Annotated in this window: 14 protein-coding genes; 3 read left to right on the forward strand and 11 right to left on the reverse strand. The window is 72.6% G+C overall.

Going from position 1 to position 18,073, the window contains the following annotated elements:
• Window positions 1-54 precede the first annotated feature (54 nt).
• The 8 genes from fxsT to OHB49_RS15310 all read right to left on the reverse strand — a co-directional run bounded on the left by fxsT (window position 55) and on the right by OHB49_RS15310 (window position 13,552).
• Window positions 55-3,048, reverse strand: coding sequence for an FxSxx-COOH system tetratricopeptide repeat protein (fxsT, locus tag OHB49_RS15275; protein ID WP_329160867.1), 2,994 nt, complete (start codon window positions 3,046-3,048; stop codon window positions 55-57).
• A gap of 93 nt (window positions 3,049-3,141) precedes the next feature.
• Entirely contained in the window at window positions 3,142-4,530 is a 1,389-nt protein-coding gene (locus OHB49_RS15280; protein WP_329160869.1) for an aKG-HExxH-type peptide beta-hydroxylase, read from the reverse strand.
• Window positions 4,527-5,744: an FxsB family cyclophane-forming radical SAM/SPASM peptide maturase gene (locus tag OHB49_RS15285; RefSeq protein ID WP_329160870.1), complete on the reverse strand. Its 1,218-nt coding sequence runs from the start codon at window positions 5,742-5,744 to the stop codon at window positions 4,527-4,529. Before OHB49_RS15285 ends, OHB49_RS15280 begins: the two co-directional genes overlap by 4 nt.
• Before the next feature lie 169 nt (window positions 5,745-5,913).
• The gene (gene fxsA / locus OHB49_RS45845; protein ID WP_078852641.1) at window positions 5,914-6,147 is read right to left on the reverse strand and encodes an FxSxx-COOH cyclophane-containing RiPP peptide; all 234 of its coding nucleotides are present in this window, start codon (window positions 6,145-6,147) and stop codon (window positions 5,914-5,916) included.
• Window positions 6,148-6,291: 144 nt separating this feature from the next.
• On the reverse strand, window positions 6,292-9,720 hold the full coding sequence (locus OHB49_RS15295; RefSeq protein ID WP_329160872.1) for an SAV_2336 N-terminal domain-related protein: 3,429 nt from the start codon (window positions 9,718-9,720) through the stop codon (window positions 6,292-6,294).
• Between the two features lie 7 nt (window positions 9,721-9,727).
• Window positions 9,728-10,774, reverse strand: coding sequence for an AAA family ATPase (locus OHB49_RS15300; protein WP_329160874.1), 1,047 nt, complete (start codon window positions 10,772-10,774; stop codon window positions 9,728-9,730).
• A 115-nt stretch (window positions 10,775-10,889) separates the two neighbouring features.
• Window positions 10,890-12,974 (reverse strand): VMAP-C domain-containing protein, encoded by a 2,085-nt coding sequence (locus OHB49_RS15305; RefSeq protein ID WP_329160876.1) that lies wholly within the window; start codon window positions 12,972-12,974, stop codon window positions 10,890-10,892.
• Window positions 12,971-13,552 (reverse strand): CU044_2847 family protein, encoded by a 582-nt coding sequence (locus OHB49_RS15310; RefSeq protein WP_030969871.1) that lies wholly within the window; start codon window positions 13,550-13,552, stop codon window positions 12,971-12,973. The genes OHB49_RS15305 and OHB49_RS15310 overlap by 4 nt, the downstream gene beginning before the upstream one ends.
• Window positions 13,553-13,716: 164 nt before the next feature.
• On the opposite strand from OHB49_RS15310, the gene OHB49_RS15315 reads away from it, so the two are divergent.
• Window positions 13,717-13,902 carry a DUF6104 family protein gene (locus OHB49_RS15315; RefSeq protein ID WP_007266501.1) on the forward strand — a complete coding sequence of 62 codons (186 nt, stop codon included), beginning with the start codon at window positions 13,717-13,719 and terminating at the stop codon, window positions 13,900-13,902.
• A 98-nt stretch (window positions 13,903-14,000) separates the two neighbouring features.
• On the opposite strand, the gene OHB49_RS15320 is transcribed toward OHB49_RS15315, so the two are convergent.
• Entirely contained in the window at window positions 14,001-14,846 is an 846-nt protein-coding gene (locus OHB49_RS15320) for a hypothetical protein (protein ID WP_329160878.1), read from the reverse strand.
• 154 nt (window positions 14,847-15,000) lie between these two features.
• On the opposite strand from OHB49_RS15320, the gene OHB49_RS15325 reads away from it, so the two are divergent.
• Entirely contained in the window at window positions 15,001-15,858 is an 858-nt protein-coding gene (locus OHB49_RS15325) for a DUF4097 family beta strand repeat-containing protein (RefSeq protein WP_329160880.1), read from the forward strand.
• 1 nt (window position 15,859) lies between these two features.
• The gene (locus tag OHB49_RS15330) at window positions 15,860-16,867 is read left to right on the forward strand and encodes a PadR family transcriptional regulator (protein ID WP_329160882.1); all 1,008 of its coding nucleotides are present in this window, start codon (window positions 15,860-15,862) and stop codon (window positions 16,865-16,867) included.
• 85 nt (window positions 16,868-16,952) lie between these two features.
• Here OHB49_RS15330 and OHB49_RS15335 read toward each other — a convergent pair whose 3' ends face one another.
• Together OHB49_RS15335 and OHB49_RS15340 are read right to left on the reverse strand one after the other, a co-directional pair.
• On the reverse strand, window positions 16,953-17,531 hold the full coding sequence (locus tag OHB49_RS15335) for a Clp protease N-terminal domain-containing protein (protein WP_030969861.1): 579 nt from the start codon (window positions 17,529-17,531) through the stop codon (window positions 16,953-16,955).
• Complete coding sequence (locus tag OHB49_RS15340) at window positions 17,531-17,740, reverse strand: sigma factor-like helix-turn-helix DNA-binding protein (protein ID WP_329160885.1); 210 nt, start codon at window positions 17,738-17,740, stop codon at window positions 17,531-17,533. The genes OHB49_RS15335 and OHB49_RS15340 overlap by 1 nt, the downstream gene beginning before the upstream one ends.
• Window positions 17,741-18,073: the final 333 nt, after the last annotated feature.

Here is an 18,073-nt window from a genome sequence, read left to right on the forward strand (position 1 = left end):
AGTGATCGCGGGGCCGGGCCCTCCGGCTTGTGCGGGGTGCGGCCCGCCGAGGTGTCAGATGATCTGTGGCTCGAAGTCCCAGTACGGCCGGTTGCGGGACCGCGCCGAGACCGTGTGGACGTGCTGTGCCCCCAAGGTCGTCACGAGGTCGCCCAACGCCTCGGTCTCGATCTTCTCGGCCCGCTGCCGGTCCCGGACCCCGCGCAGGTCCGCCGCGTGGGCGATCCGGGCCGAGAGCGTCAGCGGGTGGGTGCGGCCGAGGGCCTCGGTGGCGCGGCTGACGGTGCTCTCCATGAGCGAGGCGGCGGATTCGGGGTCGCCGACCAGATTGCGCAGTGCCGACGCGTTGATCGCACAGCCCAGGGTCCAGGGGTGGTTCTCGCCCACGGCCTGGGTCAAGTCGGCGAGCGCCTCCTCGATGAGAACGTGGGCGTGTTCCCGCTCGCCCACGTTGCGCAGAACGAGCGCATGGTTGGCGCGGGTGCCCGCCACGTAGGGGTGGGCCTCGCCGAGCATGTCGGCGTATCCGCTCACGACCTTCTCGCTTATGTCCCTGGCCTGGTCGATGTCCGCGTGCTCACGGGCGAAGCAGCTCTGACTGGCCGCGAACATCATCGTCAGGGGATCGCCCTCGCCGAGCACGCGTTCGCAGCGCTCCAGCACGCGGGTGAACAGCTCGCGGGCCTTGCCGCGGTCGCCCGACCGGTAGTGGCAAAGCGCCAGGTTGTGCTCGGCGCGCAGTGTCTGCGGGTTGTCGGCCCCCAGCACGAGCCGGTGCACGCGGGCGCTCTGTGTCTGGAGCGACTCGGCCTCGGCGTAGCGACCGAGCAGGCGCAGGTCGGTGGCGTAGTTGATCTCGGAGTACAGCGTCCAGCTGTGGCGCGGGCGCAGCAGCTGGCGCCTCGACTCCAGGGTGCGCCGGTTCAGTTCCAGCGATTCCTCGTACCGCCCGAGCAGCCGGAGCGAGATGGCCAGGTTGTTCTGCGCGTCGAGCGTCCGCGAGTCCTGTTCGCCGAGGAGTTCCCGGTAGGCGGCCAGGATCCAGCCGGAGATCTCCAGTGCCTCGTCGTACCGGCCGAGACCCCGCAGGTCGGCGGCGAGGCCACCGGCCGCGCGCAGGTGTTCCAGGTCGTGTTCGCCGCGTTCGGCGCGCAGGTGGTTGACGGCGGCCCGTTCGATGGCCTCCGTGCCCGCGTAGTCGCCGACCGCCCGCAGCAGGTTGGCGTAGTTGTAGCTCAGGTCCCAGACCCTGGGGTGGTTCTCGCCGAGGAGTTCGCGCCAGGCCTTCATGGCGCGGGCGCCGAGCTTGATGCCGGCCCGGTACTCGCCCGAGAGGTACATGTAACGCAGGCAGTTGAGCACCAGGGTGTGGACCGCCGGATCGGTACTCAGAAGGACGTCGGCCCATTTCAGGTGCGGCGTGATCTCGGCGTAGGCAGGCCACTGGCGAGTGTCCGTGGGACGGCCGGGGTCCGCGGCGGCAAGGGCTCGGCGGACCACACCGATGAATTCCTGGCGGTCCCGCTCCGGCATGTCCTTGCTGACGATCTGGTGGACCATGCGGTGCAGGTAGAGAGATTCGCCGGAGGACGGCTCGTCGATGATCGACTCGTGGGACTCCAGGCGGACGACCGAGTACTGCCGGAGCTGGGCGATCGCCTTGTTCCACAGCAGCGGGTCGTTCATCAGGCCGGACAGCTGCTCGGGAAGTTCTCCGGCCGGCATCTCCTTCAGAAGCCGTACAGGGATGGAGCCAGGGGCGAAGAAAGTGCACAGGCGCAGCAGGTCGACGGACTCGGGGACGGTGTCCTTGAGCTTGTTCAGCAGTATCGACCAGGCGGTCTGGAAGGCCAGGGGGAAGTCCGCGGAGATCTTGACGACGTCCTGGTCGATGCCGCCCTCGAGGAGCTCGATGTACTCGTCGACGGACATGTCGGAGTCGTTGAGCCAGCCGGCCGTCTGGTCGAGCAGCAGCGGGAGGTCCTCCAGTGCGTCGGCGAGCAGGTCGGCCTCGGTCTGGGTCAGCCGGGGGGCGCGGCGGCGGATGAAGGCGACCGATTCGTCCCGCCTGTAGACCGGCACCTCGACGAGGTTGCTGTTGTGCTCGCCCCACTCCGGGTTGCGTGAGGTGATCAGGACGTGTCCGGGGCCGGTGGGCACCAGGTCCCAGATCTGTTCGGGTTCGTCGGCGCCGTCGAGGACGAGCAGCCAGTGGGAGTGGGGGTCGCCGCGGCGCAGCGAGTCGCGGACCGCGCGCAGCCGTTCGCCGTACTCGACGCCGGTGGACAGGCCCAGTTCCGGGGCGAGTTCGGCGAGTTTCTGGCGGTAGAGTGCGCGGCGGTCGGCGGGGACCCACCACACGACGTCGTACTCGGAGCCGAACCGGTAGACGTACTCCGCGGCCAGCTGCGTCTTGCCGACGCCGGACATGCCGTGCAGGGTGACGACGCCCGCGCCGGAGCCGGCGTCCTGGAGGGCTCGGTAGGCCCTGCTGAGCAGTTCCTCGCGGCCGGTGAACCGGGTGTTGCGGCGCGGTACGCCGCCCCATACCTCGGGGGTGTCGGACGGGAATCGCGGTCCCGGCCTGGCCGCCGCGGTCTCGTGCGTCGGCTCGGCGGGGATTCCGAGGCGGGCCAGCAGCCGCCGTTCGGCCTCGTCGGCGCCGACGTTGGTCAGGTCGGCCGCCCCGAAGACGGAGGTCGCGCCCGGCAGCGCCGACGTGGTGACGGAGACGGCGACGAAGCGGTCCGGGTCGGGGGCGACGACCTCGCGCAGCGCTCTGTTCCACTCGTCGTGGCTGCGCGGGCCGAGTTGGAAGTACCAGTCGCTCAGGATCACCAGGACGAGGCCGCGGGCCAGCGTCAGATCCCGCAGGCTCTCCTCCAGCGGCACCTCCACCGGTGGGTCCCAGCGCTGCTGGACGACCGTCACTCCGCGCCGCTCCAGACGGTCCCCGATCCACGCCGCCCACGCCCGGTTGAATCCGGCGAAACTGATGGTGACGGTCTGCACCCCGGCTGCTCCAACTTGCTTACGCGTTCCGGGCATTCAACCGTCTCCCTGCCTCGATTCGAGCCTTCTCAAGATACACCGGGGACCCTTTGACGATCAGATGGTCGGAGGCGTCGATCATGTGCACGCTCACGCCCGCCGTGAGCCGTTCCTCTGCTGCCATATCACGCGCACAGTGCTCACATACGCCCGCGCACGGGCCAGATGACCCGTGGGGGGCGGACAATCGGCCAGACGGTCGTAGAGGGTGATCATCTCGTTGACCAGTACCCTTCCCTCGGCGGTCAGCGCCCCCGAACCAGCCAGTACGGGCAGCACGGCTCCCACTTGCTCCCGGCAGCGGGCGTGTTCGGCCCAGGCGAGATCGCGGTGGGTGACGCGCTCCGCGCCGCATGCGAAGCGCTGCCAGTAGTCGGCGAGCGCGATGTGCGAGTAGGCGCCCTGGAGCAGCCCGTCGAACGGCCGGGGATCCGATCGCCAGGGTGCGAAGTGCCGGGGGGTGGTGTCCTCGTGGTGCAGCCGTACGAGGGCGCCGATCGCGGCCAGTTTGGTGTGCTGGAGTTCGTGCACGAGGGTCGAGGCGAAGTACGCGGGGGTGGCCGGCTTGCTGCTGAGGACCGCGCCGAAGGCCTCGCGCCTGGTGCCGCTGCAGTGTGCCGCGCCCTGGCCGGTGGGGCCCGATCCGGGCGGCGGGCCGAGTGGCACCAGGCAGCGCAGCAGCACGGCGGTCTCGGTCACGCGGTGTGCGCCGCCGATGCGGAGCAGCGGTTCGACCCCGGACCAGGACTCCGTCCACGCCTTGCGTTCGCTGTCGTCGATATGGACGGCGCCGCTCAGTCCGTGGCGTTCCAGACCGCTTCCGGCGGTGCGGTACGGGTCGAGATCGTCCAGCGGGACGGGGCCGGCGCCGGGCGTCACGGCGGGCAGGGACAGCGCGGGCAGCCAGCGTGGGTCGGGGGAACTCGTGGTGCCGTCGGCGTGCGCGTGCACGACGACGGGCTTCTCCGGGTGGTGGCGTAACGTCAACTCGCTTCCGGTGGACGTGATGTCGAGCCGGCCGGCGGGCGTCCGCAGGGCCCCCAGGGCCGGCAGCGACAGCAGTCCGCCGAGCGCGGTGAGCCGGGCCGCGAAAGCCAGCCGCGCGCGGATCGCCGCCGCTGCGGCGAGCGCACCCAGGTGGTCGAGGTCCGCCTGAAGTTGGGGCGTGGGGGCGGTGGCGGTCAGGCCCCGCAGGCAGCTCTGCGCCCAGGGGCCCACCAGAGGGTGGAGCAGCACCGCGTGGACGGCGGTCCGGTCCGCGCGTTCGGCGGCTTCGAGCAGCGACCAGTCCTGGCGCAGCCGGTCGAGCCGGTCCGGTGGGCAGACGGTCGCGGGGGCCGCCCCGGCGGCGTCGAGGAGTGCCCGCAGCAGGACGAGGCGGCGGGTGTCCTGATCGCGTACGAGCAGGTCGAGGTCGTCGGCATCGCCTTCGGTGCGGCCGAAGGCGCGGAGTGCGCGGTCGGGGAGTGGGGGGATCATCGGTGGTCTCCTGCGGTTGCGGCGGCCAGCCGGTCGGCCACATGGCGGACCAGCCGGTCGAGGTCGGCGCAGTAGACGGAGGGGTTGGTGAAACCGTTCTCTGCGCGGTAGCGGTGGGCGTAGTGGCCGCCGCCGCACACGGTCAGCAGCGGGCAGGCCCGGCAGGCCGCGGCGAGTGCGCCGGCACCTGCCTGACGGGCGGCGACGCCGGGGTGGCGCAGGGCGTCGTCGAAGCTGTGGCGGAAGATGTCGAGTCCGGTGGCGGCGGCCGTGTCGTAGGCGGACTTCAGGGAGTCGACCTGTTCGATCGCGCCGTCGGTCTCGACGACGACGGCGTCGACCGGGTCGAGGCCCAGCGATTCGGTGGCGGCGGGCAGGCCGAGCAGCAGGGCGAGGCACTCCTCGAAGAGCCGGACCCGGGTCTCCCGCCGGCCGGCCGGCCACCAGCGGTCGAAGACGGTGCACAACCAGTCGCCGTACGGGGTCGGGCGCGCCGGTCCCGGTCCGGCGCCCGGTGTCCCCGGGTCGGGTATGCCCGGCGGCGGGGTGGTCCAGTTGCCGTGCGGCAGCAGCAGGTCCAGGGCCGGTGGGCGAAGGGCGAGCAGCGACTCGTACATCTCGACGGGGTCGGTCCGCGGGTCGACGACGGTGAGGATGCCCGCGTAGGCGTCGGGGTGCCGGTCGGCGAGGAGCCGGGCACCACGGGAGGCGGCGGGCCAGGAGGGGCGGCCCGCGTGGTCGGTGCGGAGGGTGTTGTGACGGGCCAGACCGCCGTCGAGGCTGATCCCGACGCGGACGCCGTGCCGGGCGAGGGTGGCGACGCGGGCGTCGGTGAGCAGGGTGGCGTTGGTCTGCACGGTCGCGTGGAGGGTGCAGCCACCGGGTATCCGCTCGCGCACCCGGTCGGCGAAGGCACCCAGCCTCCCCGCTCCCACGAGCAGGGGTTCGCCCCCGTGGAGGACCAGGGCCACGCTGCGCAGGGCATGCGTCGCCGCGTGTTCGGCGATCCGGTCCGCGGTACGGTCCAGCACGGCCGGTGCGGCGGCGGCCGGGCGGCCGCGCCACGTCCGGTCGGGGCCCTCGTACAGGTAGCAGTAGCGGCAGGCGAGATTGCAGCGGCCGTGGACCTTGACGATGAACTGGCCGAAGGGGACGGGTGGCCGGGCGGCGGCGTCCGGGCACGCGGGCACGCCTGGCGTCGTCCGTCGGGACACTTCGGCACCCCCGTGCTGTCTGTCTTCCGGGGCGTCCCCCGCTGTCGGGAACGCTCCTTCCACAGGTCCGGGGCGCGTCTCCGCGGCCTGCCGCGCGGGCAGACCCGTCCCGGGCCGTGCCGCTCCGTTCACCCGGACCACGGACCGCGTCCGTGCGGTCCACCGCGCCTCAGAAGGCGTTGGTGAAACCCCACAGCATCTCCCGCGGCTGCTCGGCCCTGTCCCGGAGATCCGCGACCACCGCGGAGAGGACCGGGTGGTCCAGCGTCCGCAGCGCCTCCAGATCGAGTCCGAGCAGGTCCGGCAGCGCGCCGGGCTCGTGGCCGACCCCGGCGCCGGGTACCTCCGGCGCGCCTGCCCCGGACCCGTGCGCCGATTCGCCCGGCTCGCTCAACTCGCCCATCATGCCTCCCCGTTGGCTGTGCGGTGGCCCTGCGGTCGCGCGCTCGCCGTCGAGCGCGCGCACCGTCGAGCCCGTGTCCCTGACCCTCGTACCACTACACCCTGGCGCACGCCATGCACCCGCTGAGCGCACGCCGTCGTGTGCTCAGCGCTCCAGCTCGGCCAGCCGCTCGGCGGTCGACTCGCCCGCCGCGCCACCGCCGTTCGGCAGTTTGCGCCATTCGAGGCCGGCCGCCCGGTACGCCTCGCGCGCGGCCCGGGGACGCCCCGCCTTCTCATACGTCATACCCCGCCAGTGATTGGCCATAGCACCCAACTCCACTGCCTCTTCACGCTGTTGTGGACTCTCCAGCTCCGCTTCCGCCGTACGGGCGGACTCGGCCGCGTCCCGGAACGCCTCGGCAGCATCGTCGAGCCTGGCCGGCCGCTGCAGCACCCGTGAGGCATCGAGATGGGACCGGCCGAGCGCCAGCCAGCAGCGCGCAGCGGTCAGCGGGTCGCGGGCCTCCCGCGCGGCGAGCCCGAAGAGATACTCGGCCTCTCGCAGATCGACCCGGTCCTCGGTGGCCCGGTGCCGCAGCATCAGGGCCCGGCCGAGCATCAGCAGCCGCTCGGCCTGGCGCGCGCTGCCGGACGGCGTCTCCGTACGGCAGTCGCGCAGCACCCGCACCGCCGCACCGATGTACTCACGCCCGTCCGGTAGTTCAGCACGTCGCAACAGGGTCCCGCCCCATTCGGCGAGCAGGTCCGCATGGGCCTGGGAGTCGCGCGGGACACCGCGGGAGGCGCGGGCGAACCATTCGGCGGCCGCCACGAGTTCGCCCGGTTCGTCCAGCTGTTCGTACCGGGCGACCCGGACCCGGCCCGCCCTGGTCTGCAGCGCGGCGCGCTGACGCTGTTCCCGTACGGTCTCCAGCGCCTGGTCGATCAGGGTCGCCGCCTCGTCCGGTTCGCCGCCGGCGGCCAGCAGGGCGTCCACCAGGTCCAGCAGGATCCGCACCTCGGTGCCCAGGGTGTGCCGACCGCCGCCCGCCCCGAACGCGGTGCGCAGCGAGCGGGCCGCCTGCTCCGCGTACACCCGTGCCTGTTCGGTGTCGACGGTCGCCCCGGCCAGTTTGAGCAGCGTCCGGCCGTGCGCCAGCGGCAGTGTGGCCGGACGGTTCTCCTGGTCGGGCCAGACGTCGGCGAACGCCTCCAGCATTCCTGCCGCGGCCTGCAGCAGTGCGCTGTCGCCGCCGAGGCGCCACTGCGCCTCCAGGGCCCGTACCCGCTCCAAGGTGAGCCGCAGCGCCTCGCCGGGGTCGAGGCCGGGGGCCGCGCAGGCGACCGTGTACTCGCGGTCGGCGCGTCGGAGCAGGGCCAGCGCGCCGCGCCGGTCGCCGCGCCGCCGCCGGTCGTCGGCCGCGGCGTGCAGCACCTTGGCCAGCACCGCCCGTTCGCGTACCGCTCCGGGATGCGCGGCGGCCCGTTCCGCGGCGTTCTGAGCCTCGCTCAGGAGGTCGTCGCCACCCTGGACCTCCCACAGGCGCAGCACGCACCGGGCGTACTCGGCCCACAGTTCGGGGTCGGCGCCCGGGTACCGCTCGCGCTCGGTTGCGCCCCGGAGCAGCTGCACGGCGTCGATCAGGTACTGCACCATGCTGTCCGAGTCGAACTGGCGCAGGAGTGCGCGCGCGCTCCCCACCGCCGTGTGTGTCGTCCGGCCGGGGGCATCGCGGCCGCCCCGGTCGCTGTAGAGCGCGAACTGCTCGGGCAGGGGCATGAAGCGCTCCAGCACGCGGGCCGCGACCTCGGCGAAGGGATGGGGAACGCGCGAGCCGCCGCTTCCGTCGCTCTCCCCGCTCTCGTCACTGTCGTCGCTCTCGCCACTCTGCACGCGGCGGCCGAGGTCGGTGGCGTACGACGAGACACGCGGCCCGTCTCCGAGCTGCGCGTACGCCAGCGCGGGAAAGTTCGGCCCGCCCTTGCCGAACCGCTGCTCTATGTACTCCGAGCAGTGCTTGAGCACGAGCAGCGCCTCATCCCGTCCCAGCGGTCCGAGCAGCGCCTCCTGGACACCCGGCGCGAACTCGTACCACTGCCCGTCGCCCGCGCCGTCGCCCTTGCTCCGCGAGATCAGTCCGCTGAGCAGCACCTCGGCGAGTTCGGAGGGGCCGGAGTCGGGCAGCATCGTCCGCTGCACCAGCTGCATCACCGGCAGACAGAGCGGTGCCGCGGCGAGATAGACCGCGAGCTGCCCGGCGACCGGGGAGGCCGCCGAGCGGAAGCGGCTGACCAGCTGCAGCGAGGACGGCCGGTCGCCGGGACGTGGTGCGGGCGCGGCCGGCTGGTCGGCCCTGACCCAGCCGACCGCCCCGGAGATCCGGCCGGCGCCGGTGCCGGAGAGCAGTCGTGCCCAGGCGGCGAGCGCGCCCGCCACGGGTGGGAGTACGGGGACGGCGAGTGAGCCGGGACGTGCGGTGGGTACTCCGCCCACGTCCTCCGTGACCTTCAGGACCGCGGCACCGGAGAGCCCCTCACCACGGGAGAGCACACCGTAGGTCACCGGCAGCCGGGTGCGGTTCCACATCCGCTGCGGCAGCGGCTGCAGTACGGCGGTCGGGGCCTGCCGGGCCAGCTGATGCAGCAGCCGGTGGGCGCGCCCGCTGTGCCAGAGCGGTCCGGCGCAGTCGCTCACCAGGACGGTGACCCGGCGGCCGGTCGGATCACTGAGCCGGTCCGCCGAGTTCAGCGGTGCGGCCGCCGGGTCGGGGCTGCGGCTGACCGCGCAGGAACCGTCGGGGCCACGGTGCAGATAGCGCACCTGGACATCCCTGAAGGCGCCCAACTGACCGAAGATCCTCTGGAGTTCGCCGAACATCACGTCCCAGACACGCATCGACGAGGAGGCGTCCATGACGAACTGCAGCAGTGCGTCGGCGCGGGACACCCCACGGAACACCGGGATGATCAACCCTCCTGCGCGGGCACTCAGTTCGGCGGTGGCCGTCTCGTCCAGGGTGCGGCGCAGAGGGGGTACGGCGGGGCGGTAGCGCTGCAAGGGACGTAAGGCTCGCTGGATTTCGAGAGGTGCGGGCAGGGCAGGGGCGGCGGGCACACCGAGGGTGAGAGTGGTGGCGTCGCGGCGCCGACGGCCGTGCGGTCCGCCGCCCTCACGCCGCCCGTCGCGGAGCGGGGCGGAGTCCGCGGGCGGTACCGGATACAGGGCGATGCGGCGGTCGGTGGCCGCGGGATCCCCCTGCCCCACGGGCTCGTCTTCGTCCGGTACGGCGCCCGCGCCGCGGGCGCCCCCGTCCGTGGTGCGGACGGACGGCGTGGCCGGTCCCTCGTCGGACAGCTGGGTGCGTGAGGACGGTACTGCGTGGCCGCCCTCCTCCGGTGACTCGGTGCGGCGGGTCCATCGGGCGAGCCAGAGGGCGTCGCAGAGCTGTTCGGCGTCGGGGTCGAGCCCGGCCTCACGCAACCGGGCGACGAGTGCCGGCAGCAGGCCCCCGTCGTACGGCCCCGGCGGCGGCTCCGCAGGGCCACTTCCCCTTGCACCGTCCGGGCCGTGGCGTGCCGTGGCGTCGGGCATCAGCTCATCACCTCGGCCGGTCGAGTCGCTGGATGAGCAGGTCGGCGAGCCGGTCCCGGCCGGCCGGGGCGGCTGCATCGGTGAGATAGATGGCGTTCAACAGCTGGTCGGTGGCCAGCAGTTCGCTGCGCGACCGCTCCAGGAAGTGGGCGATGAGATCGTCTCCGGAACGCGCCGCCTCGTCACCGAGATGGGCGCGGACGAAGGTGGCGAGCCGCTGGTGGTCGGGGCGGCCCAGCTCCAGGTGGATGCAGCGGCGCATCAGCGGGGCCGGGAAATCGCGCTCGCCGTTGCTGGTGAGCACGACGAACGGGAACGCCGCGCACTGCACGCGGCCGCCCTTGACCGTCACCTTCGTGCCGTCGTCGGTCAGCACCTCGGCCTCGCCGTCGGGCAGCCGGTCGGCGATCCGCTCGAGCTCCGGAATGCCGAACTCGCCCTCCTCCAGCACATTGAGAAGGTCGTTCGGCAGATCGATGTCGCTCTTGTCGAGCTCGTCGATGAGCAGCACCCGGGGCCGGTCCGAGGGCAGCAGCGCGGTGCCGAGCGGGCCGAGCCGGATGTAGCTGCCGACGTTCTCCGACGCGTCGTGGCGCACCGTCCCGGCCGCTGCGCCGTGCGCGGCGATCTGGACGTCCTGCAGCCTGGCGATCGCGTCGTAGTGGTAAAGGCCGTCGAGGAGCGTGGACCGGCTGACGATGGGCCAGCGCAGGACCCGGCCGAGCCTGAGTTCATGGGCGACGGAGTGCGCCAGGGTGCTCTTTCCGGCTCCGGGACTGCCGGTGACCAGCAGCGGGCGTCGCAGGTACAGCGCCGCGTTGATCATTTCGAGTTCTTCGGCGCCGGGCCGGTGGAGTTCGGCGATGTGCCGGTGGCCACCGAGACGTCGGGTGGCGGACCCGTCCGTCCGGTCACTCCCGGCTCCGTCGTCGCCGGGGTCCGGGGCCTCGCGGGCCGCGAAGTCCCGCCAGGGTGGCGGGGACGGCAGCTGTTCGATGCCGTCGTGCGGTTCACCGGCCCCTCGGTAGATGAGCCACTCGCTGGGTTCACTCATAGCGTGTTCCTCGTCGTCACTCGTCCGCCTGGTCCGGTGTGAGGGGCAGCAGCCGTCGAACGTGCTTCACGGTATCGATCCGTGAACTCTCCGTTAAGAGGCCTGCCTTCGCTGTTCACGGCGCCTCCAGGAGCTGCCCGGAACCCGGCGGCACATGGTGCGGATCGTCATAGAACAGGACGATGCCGTAGGACCAGAACGCATCGGCACGTTCCGCCTTCACGTCCCTTCTCAATTTGTGGATCCTCTGCGGCAGCCGGTCGGCGGTGCGGGCCTCCGCGACGGTGTTGAGGGCGCGCCGATGGAATTCCGAACAGACCCCGTCGGGTTCCCCGGTCCGCCGCCACAGGGCCACCCCGAAGCCGCCGTCGAGGATCCGCACCAGTCCGGCCGTGGTCTCGGGATCCGGCCGGTCGCCGTACCGGCAGAGGACCGGCACGGTCTCGTACGCCAGGGTGTGCAGCCTCGCCACCTCCGGTACGCGTACCCCCATTCCGTCCTCGCAGTCGACGACTTCGGCCTGCATCGAGGAGTTCCGGGTGCTGTGCCAGCGGGCCCTGCGCCGTCTTTCCGCTTCGTCGTCCGGCGGATGCCCCCGCTCCGTGCGGCGGACGACCACCGGGCGTACGACGCCGAGCGGTAGCCCGTCGGGGGTCACCTGCCAGCTGTCGACGTCCAGGCCGAGCAGCGCCGGTACGACCGCGACCTGGAGTACGGCGGGGCTGTCCGGCTCGTCGCACCGCCGGAACGCCTCGGCGAGCGGGGCGGCGAGCCGCTCCGGCAGGGCGCCGAGCCCCGTGCCCTGGCTGTCCTCGGCGACGGGCAGGACCTCCCCGGTGGGGCGGGCGACGCCGATCCGCCAGTCGTACAGGTCCCGTTCCCAGCCGCGCGGCTCCAGCTCCAGCAGGACGAAGGCGCGTTCGCCGTAACGGGCAGGCTCGTTCATCGGGGCGGGGGCCCGTTGGTGCTCCTGGTCCCGGTGCTGCCGGACGGCCCGCCAGTGCAGCACGAGTTCCTGCCGGAAATCCCGGGAGAGGTCCTCGTCGGCGACCCGTTTCACCCATTCCCAGAGGGACTTCGTGGCGGTCCGGGTGGAGGGCACGTCGAAGGGGCGGTCGGCGGCGAGGACGCCCATGCAGTAGCGCACGACGAGTTCGAGCGCGGCGTCGCGGTCGCGGACGCGTGCGTCGTACAGCGAGCCGAGGCCGTCGCGCCAGCCGCGCGGCGCCGGGCGGAGGTCACGCGCGTGGACGTTCGGCAGGCCGTCGAGGAGCGCCAGCAGATTACGGGTGCTGACCGGCGGCGGGAACTCGGCGAGCCTGCCCAGCAGGTCGATCCGCCGCTTGGGGCTGAGCACCCGGCCGGGCGGCCCGGGCAGGTCGCTCTGCACATCGGCCCAGGTCCGCTCGGTGGAGGCGGGGCTGTTGTGCCGGTCGGCGTGGTAGCGGTCGTGGGCATGGAAGACGGCCTGATACGTATCGTCCGACTCGGTCTCCACGGGCCCGGCGGGGACCGTGAGGGAGCGCAGCCGCTCGATGCCGACGGCGGTGCCGCCCTGGTGGTCGTCGAGCCGCGACTTGATCACGCCGACGACCTCGCCCCGGGCCACGTCCACGACGGGGCCGCCGGACATTCCGGGCTCCAGCCAGTCCCCGTCGAGCCGGATCTGCTGGTCGGCATCGGCCCAGCCGCCGTACGTGCCCTTCACCTCGCAGTCGCCACTGAGCGTCGTCAGCCCGCCGCCCGGCGAGGGCGCCCAGCCCACGCAGCGGACCTTGCGGCCGCGGAGCATGGCCTCCGAGCGCTCGGTGACGTACACACAGGTGTGTTCGACGGGCCGCCGGAGCTGGATGAGCGCGAGGTCGGGAGCGGGCCAGCCGGTGACCCCGGCCGGCCGGGTCTCGGGCAGTGCGGCGAGCACCACACCGGGGACCTCGGTCAGTTCGGCGCTGTACGGATCGGCCCTGAACAACACGTTCACCTCGCGCCCCTCCCCCCGCATGGCCACATGCGCGCACGTGAGGACCCAGCTCGGGGCGATGAAGAAGCCGCTTCCCAGGAAGCCCTGGCCGGGTCCGTCAGTGGCATACCCGGCACCTGGGCGATGGATGCGTACGGTGGCGTCCCGCACGAGGTCCATGAGCGCAGCCTCCGCCTGGCCCGGACCCCCCTCCGCGCCCCCGCCGGTCTCCTGCGTCATGACCCGCCGCCGTCAGCGGCCGCGGCCGCATCGGGATGCGCCGGTGCGCCGGTGGGTGCCCCGGCGGACGGCGACGGGGGCGCGGGATCCGGTTGTACGGGGTGAGCCGAAGGCGCCGGGGGTGCCTGGGCTGCGGGTGGCGCGGACGGGATCGGGGGCGTGGCCGGTGCGGCGGCCTGCGCGGGCACCTGGGGCGTGATCGGCGGATCGACGGGCGGTCCGCCGCCGTTCCAGGTGAGCGTGACCTTGATGGCGCCCTTGGCCTCCCCGTCCGCGAGGAGCCCGACGACCTTGCCCGCCTTGGCGGTGAGCTCGATGCCGAATTCGACGCTGACCTGGTCCGGCTGCACGGCCCGCAGCGGCTCGGCGAGCGACCGCGCGACGCCGGTCACCACCCCCTGCAGGCTCTCCACCCGGGCCTGCACCTGGTCGGCGAAGTCCGAGAAGCCGGTGTCCGTGTAGGACAGACCGCTCCCGGCCGGCGCTCGCCGAAGTTCCTCGGCCCCGGAGATGCGCGCCCAGACCGGCGTACCGTCCGGCAGCTCGATGCGCGCAATACGGGCCTCGCTGTCGCTCATGGCACCCCCCGTTCCCCGAACTCCCCGCAGGCTAACGGCAGTACGTGACCGACGCGAGGCACATCGGCCAGGACACCGGGTCGGGGCGCGCCGGTTCCAGGGGGCGTCCGCGTCGTCCCGCGGGGCCCGGTCGGGGGCGCTCACCAGGCATTAAACTTGCCGCCATGTACTTCACCGACCGTGGCATCGAGGAGCTGGAGAAGCGACGCGGCGAGGAGGAGGTCACCTTCGAGTGGCTCGCCGAGCAGCTGCGTACCTTCGTCGATCTCAACCCCGACTTCGAGGTGCCCGTCGAGCGCCTCGCCACCTGGCTCGCCCGGCTCGACGACGAGGACGAGGACGACGAGTAGGGCGACGCCCGGGATCCAGTGTCCCTCCCGGCAGCCTTTGCCCCGTCGCGCCGCCCGGCACGCACGGTCCTTCCGGGCGAACATTGCCGGTCACGGCACTAGGTTCTGACGTCCCGGATCCGGTCGTACGCGAGGCCGGCCGCCCCGTGCGCGAGCAGCAGTACCCCCGCGAAGGCCCACCCTCCGCTGCGGCGCCCGATCCCCCAGGCGACGAGCGGGAGACCCACGGCGAGCTGGGCCGCGGCGAACGCACGGGCCCTGGGGCCGCGCATCCACGGGCCGAGGCCGCTGTTCTCGACCGCGTCGAGTTCCAGCTTCACCGCATCGCGCCAGCCCGCCCACGCGATCCGTTGCGTTTCGGGCCGGTCGCCGGCCGCGGTGTGCAGCCGGTCGGCGGGTTCGCCGGGTTCGAGGCCCGGCGGGAGAATCACGCCGATGCGGGCGAGGACGGCGAGCAGCCCGCGCAGCCGGGTACGGGCGTCCGCTTCGGGGTCGGGGCGGGTCAGCGCTTCGAGTTGCTGGATGTCCAGGACGGGATCGAGGCCGAGCCGCGCGGCGAACGTACGCATCGCCTCGTCCTCCCCGGCCGGGGTACCGTCCGTCAGCCAGACGTAGCCGACGGGCCGCCGGAAGCCGGACGCGAGCGTGTAGCCCGCCCGGTCGCCGTCCCACCACAGCGCGAGGACCGGCCAGGTCGAACCGACCGCGAGTGCGGTGGCCCAGCCGGCCAGCACGCTGTCGACCGGCTGCTCCCCCTCCGTCTCCGCCGTGCTCCGCTCTTCCTGCCTGTCCTGCCAGGGCGTGCCCTCCGGGACGAGGACGCTCCACTCGTCCCCGGCGGGTGCGAGCAGCATCCGCTCGCGCAGCAGATGGGCCACCGGCCGCACGGATCCGGGCTCGGCTCGGCACAGCAGCAGCGCGCCCACGGATGATGTCGCGTTCATGCCCCACACCGTAGGGCAATTTGCCCATATTTGGAGCCATTTGATCGATCCGTGACACCTCGCTCTCGCTTGACTTCTCCGATCCGCGATATATCGTGTTCTGCAAGAGACGCGATATGTTGCGTCGCGCCGCGTTCCCCGGGAGGTCAGATCCATGCCTGTGTCGACGTGGGCCATCACCGAGCCTCAGAAGCTGACCTTCGACGAGCCGGTGACGTCGCTCAATGTGCGCATCGTCAACGGCACGGTCAACGTCGTGGGCACCGAGGAGCCGACCGCCCGGCTGGAGATCTCCGGGATCGAGGGCCCGCCGCTGATCGTGACGCAAGAGGGCGGCACCCTCTCCGTCGCCTACGAGGACCTGCCCTGGCACGGTTTCCTGAAGTGGTTCGACCGCAAGGAGTGGCACCGCAGCGCGGTCGTCTCGCTCGCCGTGCCCGCCGGGTCGACGGTGGAGGTCGGCGTGGTGGGAGCCGGAGCGTTCGTGTCAGGTATCCGGGGGCGTACGGACGTGCGCGGCGTCAGTGGCGACACCACGCTCGCCGGCCTGGCCGGCGCGGTCCGGGCGGACACGGTCTCCGGCAATGTGGAGGCCCAGGCCGTCACCGGCGACCTCCGCTTCAAGTCGGTCTCCGGCGATCTGACGGTCGTCGAGGGCGCCGGGGCCTCCGTACGGGCCGATTCGGTCAGCGGCGACATGGTGCTGGACCTGGACCCGACCGGGAAGCCCACGGACATCCGGCTGACCACGGTCTCCGGCGAGGTGGCGATCCGGCTGCCGCACCCGGCGGACGCGAGGGTCGAGGCGAGCACGGCGAGCGGCGCCGTCTCCAACGGCTTCGAGGACCTGCTGGTCAGCGGCCAGTGGGGGGCGAAGAGGATCACCGGCACGCTCGGCGCCGGGACGGGATCGCTGAGGGCCACGACCGTCTCGGGATCGATCGCCGTGCTCCGCCGCCCACCGGCCGAGGAAGATCCGTACGACGCCGAGCCGACCGGAAAGGTGCTCTGACATGCCCCCCGTATTCGCCCATGGGCGCCTGCGCCTCTACCTGCTGAAGCTCCTGGACGAGGCCCCTCGCCACGGCTACGAGGTGATCCGGCTCCTGGAGGAACGCTTCCAGGGTCTGTACGCACCATCTGCCGGCACGGTCTATCCGCGGCTGGCCAAGCTGGAGGCCGAGGGCCTGGTCACGCATGCCACCGAGGGCGGCCGCAAGGTCTACTCGATCACCGACGCGGGCCGCGCCGAACTGGCGGACCGCACCGGCGAACTGGCCGATCTGGAGCTGGAGATCCGCGAATCGGTGTCCGAACTGGCCGCCGAGATGCGGGACGACGTGCGCGGCGCGGCGGGCAAGCTGCGCAGCGAGATGCGGGCCGCGGCCGGCGAGACCCGGCACACGTCCGCCGCCGGGACCGGCGCGAAGGGCGACCGGGGATCCCCGTTCGGTGACTTCGGCGACAACGAGGCGTGGCGCACCGCCAAGGAGGAGCTGCGCAAGGCCAAGCAGGAGTGGAAGGAGCAGGCCCGCCGGGCGAAGGACGAGTCGCGCCGCGCCCGCGAGGAGGCCCAGCAGGCCCGCCGCCAGGCCAAGGAGGCCCAGGAGAGGGCACGCGAGCAGATGCAGAACGCGGCCCGGCAGGTCCAGGAACACTTCGCCCGGGGCGACTGGCCCACCGGCGTACGGGAAGGCCTGGCGGAGATCACCGGCCGCCTCGGCGGCTTCGCCGCGACGGGCAGCCGGCCCCCGTACGTCAAGCCGGACCCGGTCGACGCGGACCCCGAATGGGGCAAGGAAACAGCCGGTACGGGCGACCCGGCCCGCGACCTGGACCGCCTGCTGGACCGCTTCCGCGACGACATCCGCGACGCGGCCCGGGACCGGGGCGTCACGGAAGCCCAGCTGACGGAGGCCCGCCGCCATCTGTCGACGGCGGCAGCCCACATCGGCGCACTGCTGCGGAAGGACACCGGCAGCAAGGGCAACGGCACCGAGGGCCCGGAAGCCTCCCGGTGAGCGGGGCGAGGTGGCATGCCGCACGGGTCATGCCACCTCGTGATCGCCCGCACCGGCCGGAGGAGGCCCCAGCCCCGCCCGACCCTCAGCTCGCCTTGGCCTGCCCCTCCGCTCCCCCGTCCCCGTAGAGCGCACGCGTCACCGTCCCGTGCGTCGCCCCGTGCTCCGCCAGCACATCGGCGACCACACCGGGGATGACGGTGAACGCCAGCAGGATGTGTTCCTCGCCGATGAACCGGTCGCCGCGTCCCAGCGCGATCCGCAAGGACTTCTCCAGGACGGTCTTCGCACCACGGTTGAAGGACGGTCGCCCTGACCGCCCCCGGCGGTCCTTCCGGTCGCCCGCCAGCGCACCCTCGCCGTGGGCACCCTCGACCCGGGCGACGATCTCCGTCACGTCGATGCCGATGCCGGCGAGTGCGTCCGTATCCGCCTTGGTCAGTCCGCCACGGCGGGCCGCGTCGGCGAGCGCCGCCTCCACCGATGCGCGACGGTCGGTGAGGCCGAGCGCGGTGACGGCGAAGGAGGTCCGGCTGCTGCCCGGCCGATCCAGCAGGGCGAGCAGCATGTGCTCCTCGGTGACGGAGCGGGAGCCCGTCCCTCTGGCCTGTTCCACGGCTCCGGTCACGACGGCGCGGGCATCGGCAGTGAATCGTTCGAACATCAATTCCTCCCGTACTTCTTGTGCACGGCCTGCCGGCTGACGCCCAGTTCGGCGGCGATCTCCTGCCACGACCAGCCCTGGACGCGAGCACTTCTGACTTGGACGGCTTCGAGCTGCTCCAGCAGCCGCCGCAGCGCGACGACGGCCCGCAACCCGACGCGCGGGTCACGATCGCCCGCGCGTGTGGCGAGATCCGTTGCTTCGGTCATGATGTCAACTTACGTTGACACACCCTCCTTGTCAACCGTAGTTGACAAGGAGGGTGGCGAGTCGTCCCGGAAGACCGGTGGCCGGGCTGATTCGGACTCTTGGCGTGCAGATCGCGGACGTGCTTCTCGGTGATGGCTGTCAGCGCCAGGTCACCGCGGTTCGCCTCGCCCTCGACGTTCCAGCCGCGACAGAGCGAGGGTCCGGCCGTGGGCAGCGTTCAGCCTCGGAATGCCGGGCGGCCGCGGATCGCCGACGGGGACGCGCGCGGGCGGCGGGGGCGAGGGCCCCCGCCGCCGGCACGGTCGCAGTGACAACTGCCATGGGTGCGCCGC

The organism is Streptomyces sp. NBC_01717, from assembly GCF_036248255.1.
In the GTDB taxonomy this organism is placed as follows: domain Bacteria; phylum Actinomycetota; class Actinomycetes; order Streptomycetales; family Streptomycetaceae; genus Streptomyces.